This window comes from Marinobacter profundi (assembly GCF_002744715.1).
Classification (GTDB): domain Bacteria; phylum Pseudomonadota; class Gammaproteobacteria; order Pseudomonadales; family Oleiphilaceae; genus Marinobacter; species Marinobacter profundi.
Window position 1 is genome coordinate 154019 of the sequence record NZ_KZ319371.1, and the last position, 20662, is coordinate 174680.

17 protein-coding genes are annotated in these 20662 nt (G+C 61.1%); 2 read left to right on the forward strand and 15 right to left on the reverse strand.

Annotated features, from left to right (window positions below; genetic code table 11):
* Positions 1-37: 37 nt before the first annotated feature.
* Together rlmD and cysM are read right to left on the reverse strand one after the other, a co-directional pair.
* Complete coding sequence (gene rlmD / locus CLH61_RS11035) at positions 38-1387, reverse strand: 23S rRNA (uracil(1939)-C(5))-methyltransferase RlmD (protein WP_099614791.1); 1350 nt, start codon at positions 1385-1387, stop codon at positions 38-40.
* 23 nt (positions 1388-1410) lie between these two features.
* Positions 1411-2304: a cysteine synthase CysM gene (cysM, locus tag CLH61_RS11040; protein WP_099614792.1), complete on the reverse strand. Its 894-nt coding sequence runs from the start codon at positions 2302-2304 to the stop codon at positions 1411-1413.
* Between the two features lie 284 nt (positions 2305-2588).
* Between cysM and CLH61_RS11045 the strand changes: the two genes are divergently transcribed.
* Entirely contained in the window at positions 2589-5474 is a 2886-nt protein-coding gene (locus tag CLH61_RS11045) for a response regulator (RefSeq protein WP_099614793.1), read from the forward strand.
* Between the two features lie 2 nt (positions 5475-5476).
* On the opposite strand, the gene pdxJ is transcribed toward CLH61_RS11045, so the two are convergent.
* The 13 genes from pdxJ to rpoE all read right to left on the reverse strand — a co-directional run bounded on the left by pdxJ (position 5477) and on the right by rpoE (position 18915).
* The gene (gene pdxJ / locus CLH61_RS11050; protein WP_099614794.1) at positions 5477-6211 is read right to left on the reverse strand and encodes a pyridoxine 5'-phosphate synthase; all 735 of its coding nucleotides are present in this window, start codon (positions 6209-6211) and stop codon (positions 5477-5479) included.
* Positions 6201-6929 carry a DNA repair protein RecO gene (recO, locus tag CLH61_RS11055; protein ID WP_099614795.1) on the reverse strand — a complete coding sequence of 243 codons (729 nt, stop codon included), beginning with the start codon at positions 6927-6929 and terminating at the stop codon, positions 6201-6203. The genes pdxJ and recO overlap by 11 nt, the downstream gene beginning before the upstream one ends.
* A gap of 7 nt (positions 6930-6936) precedes the next feature.
* Positions 6937-7854: a GTPase Era gene (era, locus tag CLH61_RS11060; protein ID WP_099614796.1), complete on the reverse strand. Its 918-nt coding sequence runs from the start codon at positions 7852-7854 to the stop codon at positions 6937-6939.
* A complete protein-coding gene (gene rnc, locus CLH61_RS11065) occupies positions 7854-8543 on the reverse strand; it encodes a ribonuclease III (RefSeq protein ID WP_099614797.1) in 690 nt (229 codons plus the stop codon). The genes era and rnc overlap by 1 nt, the downstream gene beginning before the upstream one ends.
* Complete coding sequence (locus CLH61_RS11070; RefSeq protein ID WP_099614798.1) at positions 8540-8929, reverse strand: DUF4845 domain-containing protein; 390 nt, start codon at positions 8927-8929, stop codon at positions 8540-8542. Before CLH61_RS11070 ends, rnc begins: the two co-directional genes overlap by 4 nt.
* 30 nt (positions 8930-8959) lie before the next feature.
* Complete coding sequence (gene lepB / locus CLH61_RS11075) at positions 8960-9763, reverse strand: signal peptidase I (RefSeq protein WP_099614799.1); 804 nt, start codon at positions 9761-9763, stop codon at positions 8960-8962.
* Between the two features lie 13 nt (positions 9764-9776).
* The gene (lepA, locus tag CLH61_RS11080) at positions 9777-11579 is read right to left on the reverse strand and encodes a translation elongation factor 4 (RefSeq protein ID WP_099614800.1); all 1803 of its coding nucleotides are present in this window, start codon (positions 11577-11579) and stop codon (positions 9777-9779) included.
* A gap of 155 nt (positions 11580-11734) precedes the next feature.
* Positions 11735-14461, reverse strand: a complete 2727-nt coding sequence (locus CLH61_RS11085) for a bifunctional diguanylate cyclase/phosphodiesterase (RefSeq protein ID WP_099614801.1) — start codon at positions 14459-14461, stop codon at positions 11735-11737.
* Positions 14462-14612: 151 nt separating this feature from the next.
* Entirely contained in the window at positions 14613-16022 is a 1410-nt protein-coding gene (locus tag CLH61_RS11090; RefSeq protein WP_407657575.1) for a DegQ family serine endoprotease, read from the reverse strand.
* Between the two features lie 149 nt (positions 16023-16171).
* Positions 16172-16621, reverse strand: coding sequence for a SoxR reducing system RseC family protein (locus tag CLH61_RS11095; RefSeq protein ID WP_099614802.1), 450 nt, complete (start codon positions 16619-16621; stop codon positions 16172-16174).
* Positions 16618-17616 carry a MucB/RseB C-terminal domain-containing protein gene (locus CLH61_RS11100; protein WP_099614803.1) on the reverse strand — a complete coding sequence of 333 codons (999 nt, stop codon included), beginning with the start codon at positions 17614-17616 and terminating at the stop codon, positions 16618-16620. Before CLH61_RS11100 ends, CLH61_RS11095 begins: the two co-directional genes overlap by 4 nt.
* 45 nt (positions 17617-17661) lie before the next feature.
* Positions 17662-18210, reverse strand: a complete 549-nt coding sequence (locus tag CLH61_RS11105) for a sigma-E factor negative regulatory protein (RefSeq protein ID WP_099614804.1) — start codon at positions 18208-18210, stop codon at positions 17662-17664.
* 18 nt (positions 18211-18228) lie between these two features.
* Entirely contained in the window at positions 18229-18915 is a 687-nt protein-coding gene (gene rpoE / locus CLH61_RS11110) for an RNA polymerase sigma factor RpoE (RefSeq protein ID WP_273168075.1), read from the reverse strand.
* A 135-nt stretch (positions 18916-19050) separates the two neighbouring features.
* Here rpoE and nadB point away from each other — a divergent pair, with 135 nt between their 5' ends.
* Positions 19051-20655, forward strand: coding sequence for an L-aspartate oxidase (nadB, locus tag CLH61_RS11115; RefSeq protein ID WP_211289103.1), 1605 nt, complete (start codon positions 19051-19053; stop codon positions 20653-20655).
* Positions 20656-20662: the final 7 nt, after the last annotated feature.

Below are 20662 nucleotides of genomic sequence, written 5' to 3' on the forward strand. Positions count from 1 at the left end.
ACCGGCCCGCCAGCGGACCTGTGGTTTTCCCGAGGCGCTACTTCTTCTCGAAAAGTGCGATGGACTCCACGTGGGTGGTGTGGGGGAACATATCCATCACGCCCGCCTGCACCAGGCGGTATCCGTTCCTGACCAGCACCCCCGCGTCCCGCGCCAGGGTTGCCGGGTTACAGGATACATAAACGATCCTGCTGGCCCCGAAGGCCGTCAGATACTTGCAAATCTCCTCCGCGCCAGTCCGTGGCGGGTCGATCAGAATCTTGTCAAAGCCTTCCTTCGCCCAGGACTGTCCGGTGAAATCCCCGTGCAGGTCGGCACCGTGAAAGTCGACATTGGCCAGGCCGTTGAGCCGGGCGTTCTCCCGGCCCCGCACCACCATGGCGTCATCACCCTCGACACCCACCACATGGCCGCCCTTGCGGGCGAGCGGCAGGGTGAAGTTACCCAACCCGCAGAACAGGTCGAGCACCCGCTCGCCGGGCTGGATATCCAGCCACTCCACGGCGCGGTGCACCATGCTGCGGTTCACCTCCGCATTGACCTGGGTAAAGTCCATCGGATGGAAGCGCATGGTGAGATCGAATTCGTCCAGCCGGTACACCAGGCGCTCCTGGCCGTCAGTGTCACCGGCACCCTGCTCCGGCCAGATCCGGTGAACGGTATCCGGGCCTTTCGGCTGCAGGTAGATATGCAAATCATGGGCCTGACCGAAAGCGATCAGCCGGGCGGTGTCGGCATCGCTGAGCGGGTCCATGTTCCGGAACACCATCGCGGCCTCGTCATCACCACAGGCAACCTCCACCTGGGCAATACGCTGATACGCCTCAAGGCTGTGGATCAGCTCCCGCAGTGGCACAATCCGCTCACCGATGCGGGGATCCAGCACAGCGCAACGGCTGATGTCGGTCAGAAAACTGTTACGTTTCTCCCGGAACCCCACCAGCACCGACTCCCGCGCCTGTACAAAGCGGACGCCGAGGCGCGCCTTGCGGCGATAGCCCAGTGCGGTGGAGCGCATGGGCGCAATCCACGTTTCCGGCTCAATGCCCCCGAAGTGGGCAAAATGCTCCCGCAGGGTGTCTTCCTTGAACCGGATCTGTGCGTCACTACCCATGTGCTGCAGGCTGCAGCCGCCACACAGGTCGGCAAACTCACACGGCGGCGTTTCCCGCTCTGCCACCGCCTCAAGCACCTCGGTGGTGCGCAACTCATCAAACTTGCGACGGCTGCTCACCACCTTCGCCATGACGGTCTCACCGGGCAGGGCTCCGTCAACAAACTGGATCTTGCCGTCCTGATGGGCAATACCGCGGCCATCGTGGCTCAGTTTTTCAATTACACAACGGACGGGCTCTGCCGGCAGGGCCTTCCTGCGTCTTCTGCTCATACTGAATTCTCTTACTGGGCGAATCAGGCGCCGGGGAAGACCCCGGTTGACAGGTATCGGTCACCACGGTCACAGATAATGGCTACGATCACCGCGTTTTCAACCTGCCTGGATAATTGCAGGGCGGCGGCAATGGAGCCACCGGAAGAAACGCCGCAGAAGATGCCTTCCTCGCGGGCCAGTGCCCGCATGGTCTCCTCGGCGTCCTGTTGGCCAATATCGATCACCTGGTCAACCCGGGTGGCATCATAGATTTTGGGCAGGTATTCCTCCGGCCAGCGCCGGATGCCCGGAATGGACGCGCCTTCCTTCGGCTGCAGACCGATGATCTGCACATCCGGATTCCGCTCCTTGAGGTAGCGCGACACGCCCATGATGGTACCCGTGGTCCCCATGGAGCTGACAAAGTGGGTAACCTGCCCCTTGGTCTGTTCCCAGATTTCCGGCCCGGTAGTGCGGTAATGGGCCAGCGGGTTGTCCTGGTTGGCGAACTGGTCAAGCACCTTGCCCTGGCCTTCGGCTTCCATACGCTGGGCCAGGTCTCGGGCACCTTCCATGCCCTCCTGCTGACTTACGGTGATGATTTCGGCACCGTAGGCACGCATCGAGGCCCGCCGCTCTTCACTCATGTTGGCCGGCATGATCAGCACCATGCGATAGCCCTTGATGGCAGCCGCCATGGCAAGCGCAATACCGGTATTGCCGCTGGTAGCCTCGATCAGGGTATCCCCCGGGCGGATTTCACCCCGGCGTTCCGCTTCCTGAATCATGCTGATGGCAGGGCGGTCCTTCACTGAACCGGCGGGGTTATTGCCCTCAAGCTTGGCCAGAATCACGTTACTGGTGTCGCCAGGCAGCCGCTGCAGGCGCACCAGGGGCGTATGCCCCACATAATCTTCAATGGTCGGGAACTGCATCTTGCATCTGTCTCCTGTCAGCAGAGGCCGGACCGGATTCCCGGTAGTGACGCCGACCGCCTGTGGTACACTTCGGATTCGCATGATACGCGTATCAGCCGCAGTCTCCCAATACAGCTTACCGCTATATCCATGACTGCCGGCTATAACTGGCATCGAATCACAGTCATCCGGTGCCGGATCAGCTATCCTGTCACGGAAGACAGCCGGTTACCGGAACGCGCCGGCGGAGTCGTCCGGCCAGGCGGGTTTCAGGCCGGGCAGTTATCAATCGGGAACACCAGATGCGGCGTTGGGGCATTCGTAAAAAAGTTCTGGTGGTGACACTGGTCCCCACCCTGTTGACCACTCTGTTGCTGGGCATCTTCTTCACCTACAGCTGGGTGCGGAACATTGAACAGCTGCTGGTGGACCGGGGCGACTCGTTGTCACGGCAACTGGCCGCCGGCTCCGAATACGGCATGTTCACCGCCAACCGCAGCCTGCTCAGCAGCCTTTCCAATGCCCTGCTGGAAGAGCAGGACGTGCGCTCGATTACTTTTTACGACAGCAGCCGCAACCGCCTGCTGCATACCGGACCGACCCTGGAATCCGGTCTCGGGGCCGCCGCCCTGCGGATTCACAAGACCACCTTTGACCATCGCCAGAACAACCAGGCCAGCACCGCCTTCGTCACACCGGTTTACCTCCAGGACCTGATGATCGACAACCTGCTCGAACTCCGCCCGGATGGCCTCGGGGGCAGCAGCGGCGAACCCATCGGCTGGGTTTCGGTGGAGATGTCCCATATCCGCACCGAAAAGGAAACCTACAAAGCGCTGCTGATCTCCCTGCTGGTCATTCTGGCCGGGGTCATTCTGAGCCTGTTAATTGCCGTGCGGTTGAGCCGCTCGTTCACCGATCCGGTCTTTGAACTCAACGCCGCGGTTGCCAGACTGAAGGAAGGCAAGCTGGACACCCGGGTCTATACCGGCGCCGGCCCGGAATTCGAGCAGCTGGAATCGGGGCTGAACGCCATGGCGGAGGAGCTGAGCAAGGCCCAGGCTGAAATGCAGCAGAATATTGACCAGGCCACCGAAGACCTGCGCGAGACTCTCGAAACCATCGAAATCCAGAATATCGAACTGGACTTCGCCCGCAAGGAGGCGCTGGAAGCGAGCCGGATCAAGTCCGAGTTCCTGGCCAACATGTCCCATGAAATCCGTACCCCGCTGAACGGGATCATCGGTTTCACCGAACTGCTGCTCAAGGGCCCCATGCCCCGCCAGCAACGGGATCACCTCAACACCATCCGCAAGTCCTCCGAGATCCTGCTTACCATCATCAACGACATTCTCGACTTCTCCAAGATCGAGGCCGGCAAGCTGATCCTCGACCGGGTTCCGTTCCAGCTGCGGGATATCATCGAAGACGTCATGGTCATGCTGGCGCCCGCCGCCCATGCCAAGAACCTCGACCTGGTGCCGCTGATCTACAACGACGTCCCCGACAACCTGATGGGGGACCCATTACGGGTCAAGCAGGTCATTACCAACCTGGTGAACAACGCCATCAAGTTTACCCAGACCGGCGAGGTGGTGTTGCGTGCCAGTCTCGAAGAGGAGGATGTCGAAAACCACCGGGTCACCCTGCGCCTCAGCATCACCGACTCCGGGGTAGGACTGTCCCGGGCCCAGCAGCAATCGCTGTTTAATGCGTTCAACCAGGCCGATGCCTCCACAGCCCGCCAATACGGCGGCACCGGACTCGGGCTGGCAATTTCCAAACGCCTGGTGGAAGAAATGGGCGGCAAGATCGGCCTTGAAAGTGAGCTCGGCAAGGGCTCGACCTTCTGGTTTACCCTGTCATCGGAGCTGTCAGCCAGCGGCGAGGCCATGCCACCGCGGGATGCCCTGCAGGGCGAGCGGGTGATCTACCTGGAACACCAGAAAACCACCGGACTGGCGGTCGAGCATCTGCTGCGGGACTGGGGCATGACCGTCGACCGGGTGGCAACGCCCGCGGCCATGCAGGAGCAGGTCGAGGAAGCCCAGAAAAGCCAGGCCGGCTATGCAGTTGCCATCGTGGGCATTACCCGGCACCTGCTGCGTTCCAGCCAGTACTGCGGGCTGATCCGGAACCTGGAACTCGACCGGGATTGCCGCACCCTGTTGCTGACCCCCACCCTCGATACCCACGACACGCCGGTGTCCGAGCTCGCCAGCGGACACCTGACCAAGCCGGTAAGCCGGGACCCGCTCTATGACGAGCTGCTGCTGCTGGTCCATGGCATCAACGCCGGCCAGCAGCGCCTGCCCGGCAAGCCGGCTTACCCGGCACCACAACCGGTGGCCGGCGGGGTTCCGCGGATTCTTGCGGTGGACGACAACGAGGCCAACCTGAAACTGGTGATGACCCTGCTGCAGGACTGCCAGGTCGAGGCGGAAGGCGCAGCCAGTGGATTCGAGGCACTCAGCAAGGCGCGCCAGCAGCGCTTCGACCTGGTGTTCATGGATCTGCAGATGCCGGGTATGGATGGTGTCGAAACCACCGAACGGCTGCGGGGACTGGATGACAGCAGCCGGCGCACACCGATTATCGCGCTGACCGCCCACGCCCTTTCCGACGAGCAGGACCGGCTGCTGCAGCAAGGCTTCAGCGGTTACCTCGCCAAGCCCATCAGCAGCAGCCAGCTGCGGGAAACCATCGAAGAATACACCGGCTATGCCTGTCACGGGGGCAATGGCAATCAGTTGCCGGTAGCGGAGATCCGCGATACCCGCCGCCGTATCCGGCCCTCCACCCGCCAGCAACAACGGGAATGCGTCAGCGTGGATGAAAGTATTGAACTGGCAGCCGGCAAAGAGGATCTGGCCGAGGAACTGTTCAGCATGCTACTGGAGCAGCTGCATACCGACCTGCCGGAAATCCGGGCGCGGTGGCAGCAAAACGACCTCGACGGCCTGCTCGACATCGTCCACAAGCTGCACGGCGCTACCCGTTACTGCGGCGTACCCGAGCTGCGGGAAGCCGCCAACCGGCTCGAAACCGCCCTCAAGCGTGCCACCCCGGACCGGGAATACCTCAAGGACCAGCTCCTGGGTGCCATGGAGCGCCTCCAGGCATGGAGTGAGCAGACCGACTGGCAGCCGATGTTCCGTGGCCACCGGCACCGGGTCAGCGCTGACTGAGCTCAGCGGCGGGCACTATCAAGGATTGCCCGCATGTCGCGCACCGCTTCCTTGAGACCGGTGAACACCGCGCGGGCGATGATGGCATGGCCAATGTTGAGCTCGTTGATACCACGGATCGCGGCAACCCGTTCGGTATTGTGGTAATGCAGGCCGTGGCCGGCATTCACAATCAGGCCTTTCTTACGGGCGTAGTTAACCGCTTCAACCAGCTTGGCAAAGGTTTCCTCCACCGCTTCCGGCGTCGCCGCCTCGGCATATTCGCCGGTGTGCAGTTCGATGACCGGTGCCCCGCAACGGACCGCCGCATCAATCTGCAGCGGGTCCGGATCAATGAACAGCGATACCTCGGCCCCTATCCGGGCCATCCGCTCGCATGCCTTGGCAACGCGTTCCTCTTGCCCGTCGACGTCGAGCCCGCCCTCGGTGGTCAACTCCTCGCGCTTCTCCGGCACCAGACAGACACAATGCGGCCGCACCTGCTCGGCAAACGCCAGCATGGCGTCGGTAACCGCCATTTCCAGGTTCATTTTGGTGTTGAGCATCTCCCGCAACATCAGCACGTCGCGTTCCTGGATATGGCGGCGATCCTCCCGGGGGTGAATGGTTATGCCGTCGGCACCGGCTTCTTCCGCCAGCAGGGCAGCCTGCACCGGATCCGGATACCGCGTACCGCGGGCCTGCCGCAGGGTCGCCACGTGGTCTACGTTCACACCAAGCAAAACTCTAGGGTTCATGGGGTTCTCCTCGACCATGACTGAACAGGGTTCGGCTGTGCAGGGGGCGCCCCTGCAACAGGTAATCAATCAGTATACGCATTACCCGCTTGGCAAGACGACGACAGGCCACAGATTCCAGGTCGCCAGCCGCAATCGCCAGCAGCGTCTCTCCCGGCAGGGCACTGAGGTGGAGGCCCACACCCGGGACACGCACCAGTCCCTGCTCGGGGTCGTAGCAGTACAACTCGCCGGGCATCACGTCGGCTCCGGTATCGGTGGTGCGGTCCCAGGCAAAGCCAAGCCCCATCGCTTCGGCAAACGCCATTTCGAAACGCCGCAGTACCGGCTCGACATCGGCAGATTCGGCCAGTGCCGAAACCGCTTCGATGTAGGCCGCGAACAGGTCCGGATGGGGGTCACCGGCGGGTAACAGCCGCTGCAGCACTTCATTGAGGTAAAGCCCGCTGTACATGGCGGTGGTGCGGGTCAGCGCTGGGCCATGGCGGGTTTCGGCCTGGGTCAGGGTTTTCAGATCACCCCGCCCCTGCCAGTCGAGCAACAGGGGCTGGAATGGCTGGAGCTGGGCCTTGAGAGGACTGCGGGGACTGTTCGCACCGCGGGCAACCACCGTCATGCGGCCATGGTTGAGGGTAAACAGATCCACCATCAGGCTGGTATCCCGATAGGGCCGGCGGTGGATCACATAAGCGGGCTCCTGCTGCGACGCCCCCCTCATAACCGCCTCAGAGATCGTTCATTCCCAGGCTCTTGAGGGCCCGGTCACTGTCCGCCCAGCCGCGTTTGACCTTGACCCAGAGCCGCAGCATGATCTTGCTGTCGAACATGCGCTCCATATCAACCCGGGCTTCCTGGCCAATGCGACGCAGGCGCTCACCCTTGTCACCGATCATGATCTTCTTCTGACCTTCCCGCTCCACCAGAATCAACGCGGACACGTGCAGGGTCTTGCCGTCACGGCGGAATTCCTCGATTTCCACCGCCACGGAGTACGGTAATTCGGCACCCAGCTGGCGGGTAATTTTTTCGCGCACAATCTCCGACGCCAGGAAACGCTCACTGCGATCAGTGATCTGGTCATCCGGATAGAAGTGAACGCTTTCGGGCAGGAAACGCCCGACCGCTTCCTCCAGGGGCGCCAGATTCTGCTCCCGCAATGCCGACAGCGGGATGATCTCGGCAAAATCCCGCTTCTGCGACAGCATCTGCAGATGAGGCAGCAGCACTTCGCGGTTCTCGAGTTTATCGACCTTGTTGATGGCGAGGATCACCGGACAACGCAGCTTGCTGAGCTTTTCCAGCACCATTTCGTCTGCGGTGGTCCAGTTCAGCTGATCCACCACGAATACCACCACGTCCACATCGATCAACGCGGAGGTCGCAGCCTTGTTCATATACCGGTTGATCGCACGCGGCTCTTCCTCGTGCATACCCGGCGTATCCACATAGATGGCCTGGACCGGACCCATGGTCTTGATGCCAAGAACCTGATGGCGGGTCGTTTGCGGTTTGCGGGACGTGATACTGAGCTTCTGCCCCAGGATGTGGTTCAGCAGGGTCGACTTGCCAACATTCGGGCGACCGACAATGGCGACGAAACCGCAGCGGCTATCCGGATTCTCCGGACGGGTAATATCATTCATCAGTGCTCCTCGACACCCAGTGCCTTCAGGGCATTGCGTGCTGCCTGCTGTTCGGCGATTCGACGGCTGCTACCCACACCTGTGGTTGTACGATCCAGTGACGGCAGGGCGCAGGATACGTGGAAGGTCTGGGCATGGGCCTCACCTTCCACCGATATGACATCATACTTCGGCAACGGGAACTGGCGCGACTGCAGGTATTCCTGGAGCCGGGTCTTCGGATCTTTCTGGGTGTCCTGCAGGTTCAGCCCCTTCAGGCGATGCTCGAACCAGCGCAGCACCTGGGCGCGGCAGGTTTCGAAATCACTGTCGAGATAGATGGCGCCAATGATCGACTCCACGGCATCGGCGAGAATCGACTCGCGGCGGTAACCACCGCTTTTCAATTCACCGGACCCCAGTCGCAGGTAATTCCCCAGCTCGAATTCCCGGCCGATCTCAGCCAGGGTGACCCCCTTGACCATCCGTGCCCGCAGCCGGCTCAACTGCCCTTCCCGCGCTTTCTCGAAGTGCTGGAACAGGTATTCGGCAATCACCATATTCACGATCGAGTCGCCGAGAAATTCCAGCCGTTCGTTGTTGTGATTGCCATGACTGCGGTGCGTCAGCGCCAGCAGCAGACGTTCCGGGTCGCGAAACTGATAGCCTATGCGGCGCTGCAAGCGGTCAAGGTCGGGTCGGGAAGTCACTTGCCCTTCATCTCGTATTCATGTTTAAAACTGACAACAGTGTCGACGTTGCGGAAAATGTTGTTACGAACTTCGTAGTCCACTTTGATGACCACGAATTCGCCGTTCTTCTCCACGAGAATCTGCTTGGCGTCAAAGCCCCGTACGTTATTCACGCTCAGGCGCTTGTTGATCAGCGTGCGAACCTGCGCCGGGCCCATATCGGAAAGCCCCTCGGTACCGTCCAGGCTCTCAAGGGCTTCCTGGATGGTAATGTCATCGAGATAGGCCGGCCCCAGCTTGATCACCAGCGTCAGCAGGCTGCCGAAAAACAGCACCATAATGAGCATGGTGATCGCAGAGGCACCCGCCTGACTGTTTATGGAGGAAAGATTTCTGGTTTTCATGATATTCCACGCCCTGACATGAGTTTCTGATTATTCTATGCCGCCTACGCGGTCAAACGACGGCAGGCTGGTCAGTGATTTCCAGTGCATCCAGATGGCAAAAGCCTTGCCCACCACCAGATCGTCTGGCACGGTTCCCCAGTAACGGCTGTCGTTACTGTTATCCCGGTTGTCCCCCATAACAAAGTAATGGCCTTGCGGGACCACCCATTCGCCCTCCCCGGAGCCACTCTGGCGCCCCATGGTCAGGAAGATGTCGTGCTCCACGTCACCCAGGTACTCGCGGCGCAGTTCCACCGGCGGCAATTTCGCTACAAACTGGCTCGCCACCTTGTCCCCGTTGACGAAAAGTTCCTTGTTGCGGTAACGGATGTGATCGCCGGGCAGGCCGATGACCCTTTTAATGTAGTTGGTTTTACCGTCCTCAGGATACTTGAAGACCATCACGTCGCCGCGCTCCGGATCTGCGAGATCCACAACCTTGGTGCCGGCAACGGGCAGGCGCAGCCCGTAGGAAAACTTGTTGACCAGGATAAAGTCGCCCACTTCCAGGGTCGGCAGCATGGAGCCGGAAGGAATCTGGAACGGCTCCACAAGAAACGAGCGCAATACCAGAACGATGGCCAGCACCGGAAAGAATGACCGGCTCAGATCGACCAGATACGGCTCCCGCGGCTCAGCCTGCGCTTCGTCACCGGTGACTGCAGCCGGCACCGCACCTTCTGCTTCTGCGGCTGCCTGCCGTCGCGCCCGCAAAAACAACTTGTCGGCAAGCCAGATCAGTCCGGTCGCCAGGGTCAGAACGACCAGAATCAGGGGAAAATCGATATCCATTCAGGTGCCTTAGTTATTTATCCACTTTCAGTACGGCAAGGAACGCTTCCTGAGGCACCTCGACGTTACCCAACTGCTTCATGCGCTTTTTGCCTTCTTTCTGTTTCTGCAACAGCTTCTTCTTACGGCTGACGTCACCACCGTAACACTTGGCCGTGACATTCTTGCGCAGGGCCTTGACGGTTACCCGGGCCACCACTTGATTGCCAATCGCAGCCTGGATGGCGATATCAAACATCTGACGGGGAATCAGCTCTTTCATCTTCTCGACCAGGGCGCGGCCTTTGTAATGGGCCTGCTCCTTGTGGACGATCAGCGCCAGGGCATCGACACGGTCACCGTTAATCAGCACATCCAGACGTACCAGGTTGGCGGGCTGGAAGCGGACGAAATGGTAATCCAGCGACGCAAAACCACGGCTGGCGGACTTGATCCGGTCGAAGAAGTCCATCACCACTTCCGCCATCGGCAACTCATAGGTGAGCTGAACCTGGCTGGACATGAAGTGCATGTTCTTCTGGATACCGCGTTTTTCCTCGCACAGCGCAATGACATTACCCAGGTGCTCCTGGGGCACCAGAATGTTGGCCTCGACAATTGGCTCACGCATCTCCTCGATGGACCCAATATCCGGGAGCCGGGAGGGGTTGTCCACCGACACGGTCTCACCCTGTCGGGTCACCACCTCATAGATGACGGTAGGCGCGGTGGTAATGAGATCGATGTCGTATTCCCGTTCAAGCCGCTCCTGGATGATTTCCATGTGCAGCATGCCGAGGAATCCACAGCGGAAACCAAAACCGAGAGCATCGGAATTTTCCGGCTCGTAGAACAGGGAGGCATCGTTCAGGGTCAGCTTTTCCAGGGCGTCACGGAAATCGTCGTAATCATCCGCGCTGACCGGAAACAGGCCGGCATACACCTGCGGCTTGACCTTCTTGAAGCCCGGCAGCATCGGTGTTTCGTCGGCAAACTTGTGGTGCACGATGGTGTCGCCCACTGGAGCACCGTGGATATCCTTGATACCGGCAACCACAAACCCCACATCACCGGCCTCAAGAATGTTGGTGTCGGTCGGCTTGGGATTGAAGATACCCACCTTGTCGGCGTTCCAGGCTTTGCCGGTGGATTTGATGACGATCTTGTCACCCTTTTTCAGCACACCCTGGGTCACCCGCACCAGCGACACCACGCCCAGGTAATTATCAAACCAGGAATCGATAATCAGCGCCTGAAGGGGCGCCGAGCGATCCCCCTGGGGCGGCGGAATCTTCTTGATAAGATCCTCGAGAACATCCTCGACACCCATACCGCTCTTGGCACTGCAGCGCACTGCGTCCTGGGCCTCGATACCGATAATGTCCTCGATTTCCTTGGCAACCCGCTCAGGTTCGGCCTGCGGCAGGTCCATCTTGTTCAGGACCGGCACGACCTCAAGGCCCTGCTCGATCGCGGTGTAACAGTTGGCCACCGACTGGGCCTCAACGCCCTGGCCGGCATCGACCACCAGCAATGCGCCCTCGCAGGCGTACAGGGAGCGGGAAACCTCATAGGAAAAGTCGACATGGCCCGGGGTGTCGATAAAGTTGAGCTTGTACTCGACGCCATCCTTCGCCGTATAGTTGAGCGTCACACTCTGGGCCTTGATGGTGATGCCGCGCTCGCGCTCAAGGTCCATGGAGTCGAGCACCTGTTCGGCCATTTCGCGGTCGCTCAGGCCGCCACAAATCTGGATAAACCGGTCAGCGAGTGTGGATTTGCCGTGGTCGATATGGGCGATGATCGAAAAGTTGCGGATACGGCTCAATTCAGTCACAGACAATGGGTACTCATAAAAGACGAAGGATCCGATCCGGAAAGGCCGGACAGGCGGCAGATCGGGCGCATTACCCGAACCACCGGCAGGCTCTGGCCAGACCGGGAATTTGGTAACTGCGGGATTTTACCGGTAACCAGCCGCCATTGCCATGATCAGGAGATAAGGGGTCGTTCATACTGCCGGACCAGGAAGCCGATAAGGGCATCCTCGTCCAGCGGATAGCTGAACAGATTACCCTGGCACTGGGTACAACCCACCGACCGGAGAAAGCTCAGCTGCTGCGGGGTTTCCACCCCTTCGGCCACGACCGTCAGATGCAGCTTGCGCGCCAGCGCGATGACCGCGGAGGCCACATCCGTTGCACTGACGTTGTACGGGATATCGCGGATAAACCGGTGGTCTATTTTTACCACGTCCAGCGGCAGCTGCTGCAGCGCCGCCAGCGAACAGGAGCCGGTTCCGAAATCATCGAGGATCAGACACACACCAAGATCGTTCAGCGCTCCAAGAATATCCCGCAACATCCGCGGATCCTCGTTGAGCAACTCAGCCGGCATCTCCAGCTCGAGCCGATCCGGCGACACTCCGGTTTCGGTGATAATCTGGCGGAACAGGTCCAGGAAACCATTGTCGGTGACCTGCTGCACGGACAGATTGACGGCCACCCTGAGCGATTCAAAGCCGGCCCGCTCAAGGGCCTGGATCTGGATGCAGGCCTGCCGCAAGGCAATCTCGCCGAGCCGGACAATCAGCCCGGTCTCTTCGGCCAGGCCAATGAATTGCTGAGCCGACACCAGTCCCTTCTCGGGGTGCTGCCAGCGCAGGAACGCCTCGACACCAATCACCCGGCCATTCTCGAGATTGATCTTGGGTTGGTAATGCAGCAGGAAGCGGTCGCCTTCGAGGGCGCTCGCCAGCTCTTCCTGCTGCAGCAGGCGACGAGCGGCCTTGATATTCATCGCCGGAGTGAAGAACTGGTAGTTGTTACGCCCCCGTTCCTTGGCCCGGTACATGGCGAGGTCGGCGTACTTCATCAGCACGCCCGGGTCGTCACTGTCGAAGGGCACCATGGTGACACCGATACTCACTGTTACCCCCACCTCATGTTCACTCAGGCGAACCCGCTGACACAACCTGCGCAGGATGGTTTCGGCAACCCGCCCGACCGCTTCCGGGCCGCTGATTCGCGACAGCAACACCACAAATTCATCGCCACCGAGGCGGGCGACCGAGTCTTCCTCACGAACACAACCGGTCAGCCAGAAGGCCACCTGTCGCAGCAACTCATCGCCGGCCTCATGACCGAGGGTGTCGTTGATGCGCTTGAAGCCATCCAGGTCAAGGAACATCAGAGCGGCCGCTTCACCGGTGCGCTTGCTGCGCCTTACCACGTGGGCCAACCGGTCACGGAATAACTGGCGGTTGGCCAGTCCGGTCAGCGGATCATAGAACGCCAGGCGGTGCAGCTCGGACTGCGCAGCCTTCAGCTGGGTGAGGTCCCGCAGGCTGAGCACCACGCCGTTTACCCCGGGCACGTCCAGCATGGCGGTGTAGGTGCCTTCCATATCCCGCCACTGACCCGAGGAATCCCGTACCCGCGCCCGCACCACCGGCAACTGGGTGCCCGGCGATCGCACCGCCTCACCAAAGCCGGCCTGCAACTGGGGCCAGTCGTCCCGGTGCACCACGGTCTCGAAGTCCATATCCCGCAAATGATCAGGCTCAAAACCGAGAATGTCGCGGGACGACGGGCTGGCATAGTTGGCGCGGCCATCCCGGTCGAGCACCAGGGTCACGTTGGCAGCACCCTCAGTGATCGCACGGTACCGGCCGGCACTGACCTGCGCCAGCAGCCGGGAGCGGATCAGCGACAGACTGAATGCAAACAACAGGAAACTGATGACCAGCCCGCTGCCCAGCACAATGGGTGGCCGCGGGTCAGAGGCGAGGAAGTCAAACGCCGGCGTCGAACGGGTCTGCAGCAGCCAGGTACGGCCACCGTAACGGATCGTCTGGCTCAGTTCGAAACTGAAGTTGTCATCAAGCGAACCGAGATTGGACCCGTACATCAGGGTATCCCGCCGCGGCTCACTGCCGTCGTGAATCCGCACATCGAGGAAGGGCGCAATCAGCCCGACGATGCCATCAATCAGGTTATTCATCCGGAATGCGCTGAACACATAGCCCCTGAGCATCCCATGGCGCTCCGCCAGTGTTGCCGGCGCTTCCCCGCCGTGATAGACCGGGTAGTACATCATGAAGCCGGCCTGGTCCTCGGCCAGTTCCTCCTGAACCAGCACTACCTTGCCGGTCACCACCGGACTTGCCTGATCCCGGGCCTGTACCATGGCAGTCCGGTGAACAGGGTCGGTTGAGGCGTCATAGCCAAATGCCTTGCGATTGCGCGCGGTACCCGGTTCCATGAAAACAACAGGCAGGTACTCGTCGCGCGAGCCGGGCGGCCGCACCTGATAGCCGGTATTGCCCTGCTCCCGCACGCTGCTGACATGGTCCGCCACATCCTCCGGAGCGAGGCGCCGGACATAACCGATGCCCTGAATACCCGGGTAGTAACGTTCGATATCCACATTACGGATATAGGTACGCCAGTCTTGCTGACTGACCTCCCCGGTAACCGCAAATAGCCCCGCACTGCCGGCAAGCACCTGCTCATAGTTCAGCAGGCGTTCCTCGATGGCTGTCTTGAGCTGGAGCGACTGGGTGCGGAAACGGGCTTCCGTGCGGTCCTCGACGAGGCGGACGGAGAACTGCCACAGCAGGGCTGTGATAATGATAGAGGCAATCAGCAGGAACCACGCAACGAGCGCGTGGGGCAGCCGCAACAACTCCCGGAGGGAGACATCCCTGGCATTCATCATGAAGATACGGTCCGATCCATGGCCTTGAACGGAAATTATTTTTTTCGAGTATAACAAACAACCCGCAGGCTGTCGTTCACTGCCGACACCCTGCGGGTTGCGCCCGCGATGGGAGACCGCGGCCGCAGAAGCGGCCGCCGTCAGCTCCGGATCAGGGCTTCATTACCAGGTAGGTTGCCATCCCCTGGCGAACCACCCGGACGGAAACCGCACGATTTTTCGGCAATGCCGCCACCACCTTCCGGAAGTCCTCGACGGAGCGGATTTCCTGACGGTTCAGCTCGGTGATCACATCCCGCGGGCGAATTCCCGCCTCCAGCGCCGGGCCCCGGGCGACGTTGCTGACCAGCACCCCGCCACTCACGCTCAGGGAGCTGGCCAGGTCTGCAGGCAACGGCTGCACAGTCAGCCCCAGGGGTGCCGACGATGGCGCCGCATCAGGTGCCGGTGCCGCCGCCTGCTGCTGCCCTTCCTCCGGCAGCTGGCCGATCTCGACATCCAGCATCATTTCACGACCACCGCGCAGCACCTGCAGGCGGGCGGTTTCCCCCACCGGCGTACGACCGACCATTGGTGGCAGGTCCGACGACATCACGATCGCCTCGCCGTCATACTCCAGCACAATATCCCCGGCCTGCAGACCGGCCTGCGCCGCGGGCGACCCTTCCATAACCTCGGCAATCAGTGCACCGCGGGGCCGCTTCAGCCCAAAAGTCTCTGCCAGATCACGGCTGACCTCCTGAATCAGTACGCCCAGCCAGCCCCGGGAAACCGACCCTTTGTCACGAATCTGACGGAAAACGTTCATCGCATCGTCGATGGGGATGGCGAACGACACCCCCATGAAGCCGCCGGAGCGGGTGTAGATCTGCGAGTTGATTCCAACCACCTCGCCGTCCAGATTAAACAGCGGGCCGCCGGAGTTGCCGGGGTTGATGGCCACATCGGTCTGGATGAAGGGTACGTAGTTCTCGGTCGGCAAGGAGCGGCCCAGCGCACTGACAATACCGGCGGTTGCGGTGTAATCAAAACCGAACGGCGAGCCGATGGCCAATACCCACTCACCGGTTTTCAGATCCTTCGACCGACCGATCCGGACCACCGGAAGGTCGTTACCATCTTCAATTTTGAGAACAGCAAGGTCGGATTTCGGGTCAGTACCAACCAGGGTGGCCGGCAGTTCACGACGGTCATTGAGACGCACGATGATCTCATCGGCGCCCTCGATCACGTGGTTGTTGGTCAGCACATAGCCGTCCGACGAAACAATGAATCCGGACCCCATGGAACGGCGCGGCTCAACCTGTCCGGGACTGCCTCCCCCGAAGGGTGAGTGCGGGCCACGGAAGAAGTCCTGGAAAAATTCCGGCAACTGCTCCAGCTGGCGCTCGTCAAAGGGCATCGCCCGGCCCTGCGCCGGCACTTCCTGGGTGGTGCTGATGTTCACCACGGCTCCGGAGTTCTCCTCAACCAGTTCGGTAAAATCCGGCAGGCTGCGGGCAGCTGCGCCCTGCACCCAGAACATTGCGACAACCAGCATCAGCAGAGCGGTCATGGTCATCCCGGAACGGAAACGGGACGGTCTGAAAATCATGGCTTCTGACATTTCGTACCCCTTGTTGTAGTCAGTCCAGGTGATCGGTTTTAACACCGGTATGGGATGTATTCTGTGGCCTGGCAAGGCGATTTCAACTTAACAAACTGTAGGATTTACAGACAGGTGTCGCGTTCTGCCGTACCGGTCCGTATCAGCCGCGGTGCGTAGCGGGCATCTGCACCGACCCGACGGCTGCGGGCAAACCCGAATCCGACCGCCATGCCAATGACCGCACCAGCAACCGCAGCAGGCTCGGCACCACCCGACAGCCAGTGACCGGCCAGTGCACCCGCCACAAACAGCAAAAGGGGCAACGCATAAACGAGTCCCGATGCCGCCAGCAGAGCGGACTCGGAAATGGCCACGGTCACTTCGTCACCTACCCGGACCCCCAGGGTATTGTCCACCAGCACCCGGTTAGCACGCCCGGCGGTGAAACTCGCCAGCGCCTTCTGACCGCAGCCATGGCGGGCAGCGCAGCTCGTGCAGGCGCTCTGGCGGATGGTCTGGACCCACACCTTGTTGCCTGCCTCTGCCACGACCTTGCCGGATTCGGTTATCACTGTGGCTGCACCGTGAACGCCATGGCATCATCGATGGCAACCGAGTTCGCAACCCGCCGGGCGGTTGCCGGTGGAATTTCTCCCACCACGGTGACCAGAAAGCCATTCTTGCCTGCATCCAGCTGCCGCATATATGCCGTGGTAGCGCCGATACGGGACGCTCCGGTGGGCATGTCCAGCCTGCCCCGCGGCTCAACAAACACCGAGAACGCGGCCACGCCGTCGGAAAACGCAACCGCCTGACCGCTGCCGGAACGGGGCGCCGCGGCCGGCATGAAGCCATCCGGACGCCAGCCCAGGGTCCAGCCATTCATTCTGGCCGGAGCCGGGGACGCCGCAGGGTCGGGCAAATCCCGGCGCACTTCCCGCCCCTCCAGCTGAACCTCGAAGTCACTGTCAGGCAGGTCGTCGGTGATCTCCAGGCTGGTAAACTGAAAGCGCTCCAGCACCTCGCCAGCCGCCGTGCGAACATGGCTCTTGACCAGCAGACCGGTGGTTTTTTCCAGCCACAGCCGATGATCGTAGCGGAAGCCATCCCGTGCCTTGAGCGCCACCACGACCGAGGCATAGCCGGCTACCCGGTCCTCCCCCACCTTTTCCGGGACATACCACTTGCTGACCTGCAGCGGCTGGCTGGCAAAGGCTTCGGCAAAGGGACCTGAAGGGATGACCTGGTCCAACTGGATCCGACCGTGATCGGGCAGCACACACACCACCCGCATACCCTTGCGGACAATTTCACCATTGGCGCCATCCTGCTGTACCAACCGCTCCTCCACGTAACCATCGCGATAGCGGTGTGCCACCCGCATGGTGCTGACCTGGTCACCCCGCGCATAGACAAAAACGCCACGGTAGCTGGTCATGTTCAGCGCCGGCCCCAACCGTTCCAGCCAATAATCGGCGTCCGCCGCGCTATCAGCAGCAATATCCGCCCGGACCGCCAGCGCTGGCAGTAGCAGCAGAAAGGCCAGGGCACGCACCACAAGCGTCATGTCATGTCCTCGCAGTCCCATAACATTAAGCATCCACTGCACGGGTCAGTAGGCCGGAGCCGAAGCACTGGCAAGGCGGGCATAGCCCACCGAACCGCGGCCGGCTCCGACACTGTTGTGTTGGGCGTGTTCCAGCAGGTAGCGACTGAGCTGCTCCCACTGCTCATCGTCCAGCCCCTGCAGCGCAACTTCCGGAACCGGATTCTCATCTGTCCCGGGCGGCTGCGCGGAGGCCGCAACGACCGCAGGTTCCATCTGCTCCCAGCCGCTGCCAACACCGAAGCCGACCAGCAGACCAAAGGTCACCATGGCTGCGGCAGACCAGCGCCACATGCCGCGCCGGCCGGCACCGCTTGCCTGGCGAAACCGCTGCGGCGAAGAGCTGTCGAGGCTCTGGCGAACCTGTTCACTGACATTGATCCCTCCGGCAACCGGCTGACTGCCATCGTGCATCAGGTCCCTGACCTGCTGCCAGCGCTGCCACTGGGAGCGGACCTCGTTCTGGTCGCCATGGGACAACAGCCGGCGCACAGACAGTTCGTCCGCCTCGTCATCGAGCATGGCCGAAAGTGTTTCTCTGAGACGATCATCCATGGGATGTAACCTCATTCATTACGTCAGGGAGTCATTCAGCAACGGACCAAGACGGCGGTCCACTGCATCCCGGGCCCGGAAAATCCGGGACCGGACCGTTCCGATCGGACACTCAAGCACTTTCGCAATATCCTCGTAGCTCAGGCCATCGAATTCCCGCAACAGGAACGCGGACCGGAGCTCCTCCGGCAATTCTGCGATTGCCTTGCGCAACTCCCGCTGCAACTGCTCGCGCTGGAGCATGCGTTCGGGCGAGGCATTGTCCCGCAGCCGGCTGCCATCATCGAAATTCTCTGCCTCGGCTGCATCGGCACTGCCCTGGGGCCGACGACCACGCGCCTCCAGGAAATTCTTCGCGGTGTTGACCGCAATCCGGTACAGCCACGTATAGAAGGCACTGTCACCGCGGAACCGGTCGATCGCCCGGTAGGCTTTGACAAAGGTTTCCTGCGTCAGGTCCAGCACTTCCTGACTGTCAAAGACATAACGACTGATGATGGAAGCGACCCGCGACTGATACTTGATAACCAGCAGATCGAACGCCGCACGGTCGCCATGGCGCACCTTCCTGACCAGCTGCAGGTCGGTCTGGCTGTCAGGCGTTTCCTCGGGGCGGTTGTCGGTTTCCGGAGTCATGGATGAAGTGCCGGGCCTTGCACGTTGCTGGCTCAGGGAACCAGTGGGTGTTTGCTTCAAAAGCGTCATGCTACTGCCTTGTCTGGCGTCCGGTTTATCACTGGTGCCCGGAAGTTTGCGGGCACACCCCGTTTCGCCAAATAGACAGCAAGCGTAAAGTTTAGTTCAATACACGTCCACATTATGGCCTGCGATTACAATCTGATGCCACAATCATACGAATACGACGTGCTCATCATCGGCAGCGGCGCTGCCGGTCTGACAGTAGCGCTGAACCTTCCAGGCCATCTGCGCATCGCTGTCATCAGCAAGGCCGCCATCACTAGTGGTGCCACACTCTGGGCACAGGGCGGGATCGCCGCCGTGCTGGACGATGCCGATTCGCTGGAAAACCACGTCCGTGACACACTGGATGCCGGCGGCGGCCTGTGTCACGAGGATGCCGTCCGCTTCACCGTTGAACATGCCAAGGAAAGCATCGACTGGCTGGTCAACAGCGGCGTCCAGTTCACCCGTGACGAACACGAGCAGCTTCACCTCACCCGGGAGGGCGGCCACAGCCACCGCCGCATCATCCATGCGGCCGACGCTACCGGCCAGGCGGTGTCGACCACCCTGAGCGAGCAGGCGGCAGCCCGGCCAAACATCGACCTGCTGTCGCAGCGGGTCGCGGTCGACCTGATCACCAACCGCAAGCTGTCCCTGCCGGGCAACCGGTGTGTTGGTGCCTACATCCTGAACCTGGCCGACAATCACGTCGAGTTGTTCCGCGCCCGCTTCACCGTGATCGCCACCGGCGGGGCCAGCAAGGCCTATCGCTACACCACCAACCCCGACGGTGCGTCCGGTGACGGTATTGCCATGGCATGGCGGGCAGGCTGCCGGGTTGCCAACATGGAGTTCAACCAGTTCCATCCGACCTGCCTGTATCACCCCCATGCCAAGTCGTTCCTGATTACCGAAGCTGTCCGCGGTGAAGGCGGATTGCTGAAACTGCCGGACGGATCCCGCTTCATGGACCTGTTCGATCCGCGGGGCGAACTGGCGCCCCGGGATATTGTCGCCCGTGCCATTGACCATGAGATGAAACGGCTGGGTGCCGACCACCTGTACCTGGACATCAGCCATAAACCGGCGGACTTTATCCGCCACCACTTTCCGACCATCTATGAGAAGTGCCTGGGCTTTGGCATCGACATCACCCGCGAGCCCATTCCGGTCGTTCCTGCCGCCCATTACACCTGTGGCGGCATCATGAGCGACGAACGGGCCCGGACCGACATCAACCAGCTCTACGCCGTCGGCGAAGCCGCATTTACCGGCCTGCACGGTGCCAACCGCATGGCCAGCAATTCCCTGCTGGAGTGCCTGGTGTACGGCCGGGCGGCAGCCAGTGATATCGCCCGACGCGAAGCCGATATTCCCCCACCGCCCCCGGCGCCGGACTGGGACGAGTCCCAGGTACGGGACTCGGACGAGGACGTTGTGATCTCCCATAACTGGGATGAACTGCGCCATTTCATGTGGGACTACGTTGGAATCGTACGCACCACCAAACGGCTGCAACGGGCCAAACACCGGGTCGACCTGTTATCCCAGGAAATCAGCGAATTCTACAGCAACTACCGGGTCTCCAATGACCTGCTTGAGCTGCGCAACCTGGTCACCGTTTCCGATCTGATCATCTGCTCCGCCCTGCAGCGCAAGGAGAGCCGCGGCCTCCATTACACCCTGGATTATCCCGGATTGCTCAACGAGCCCGGGGACACCGTACTGGTTCCGGCCAACTACAGGACCCCAGCGTCCTGATCACCCG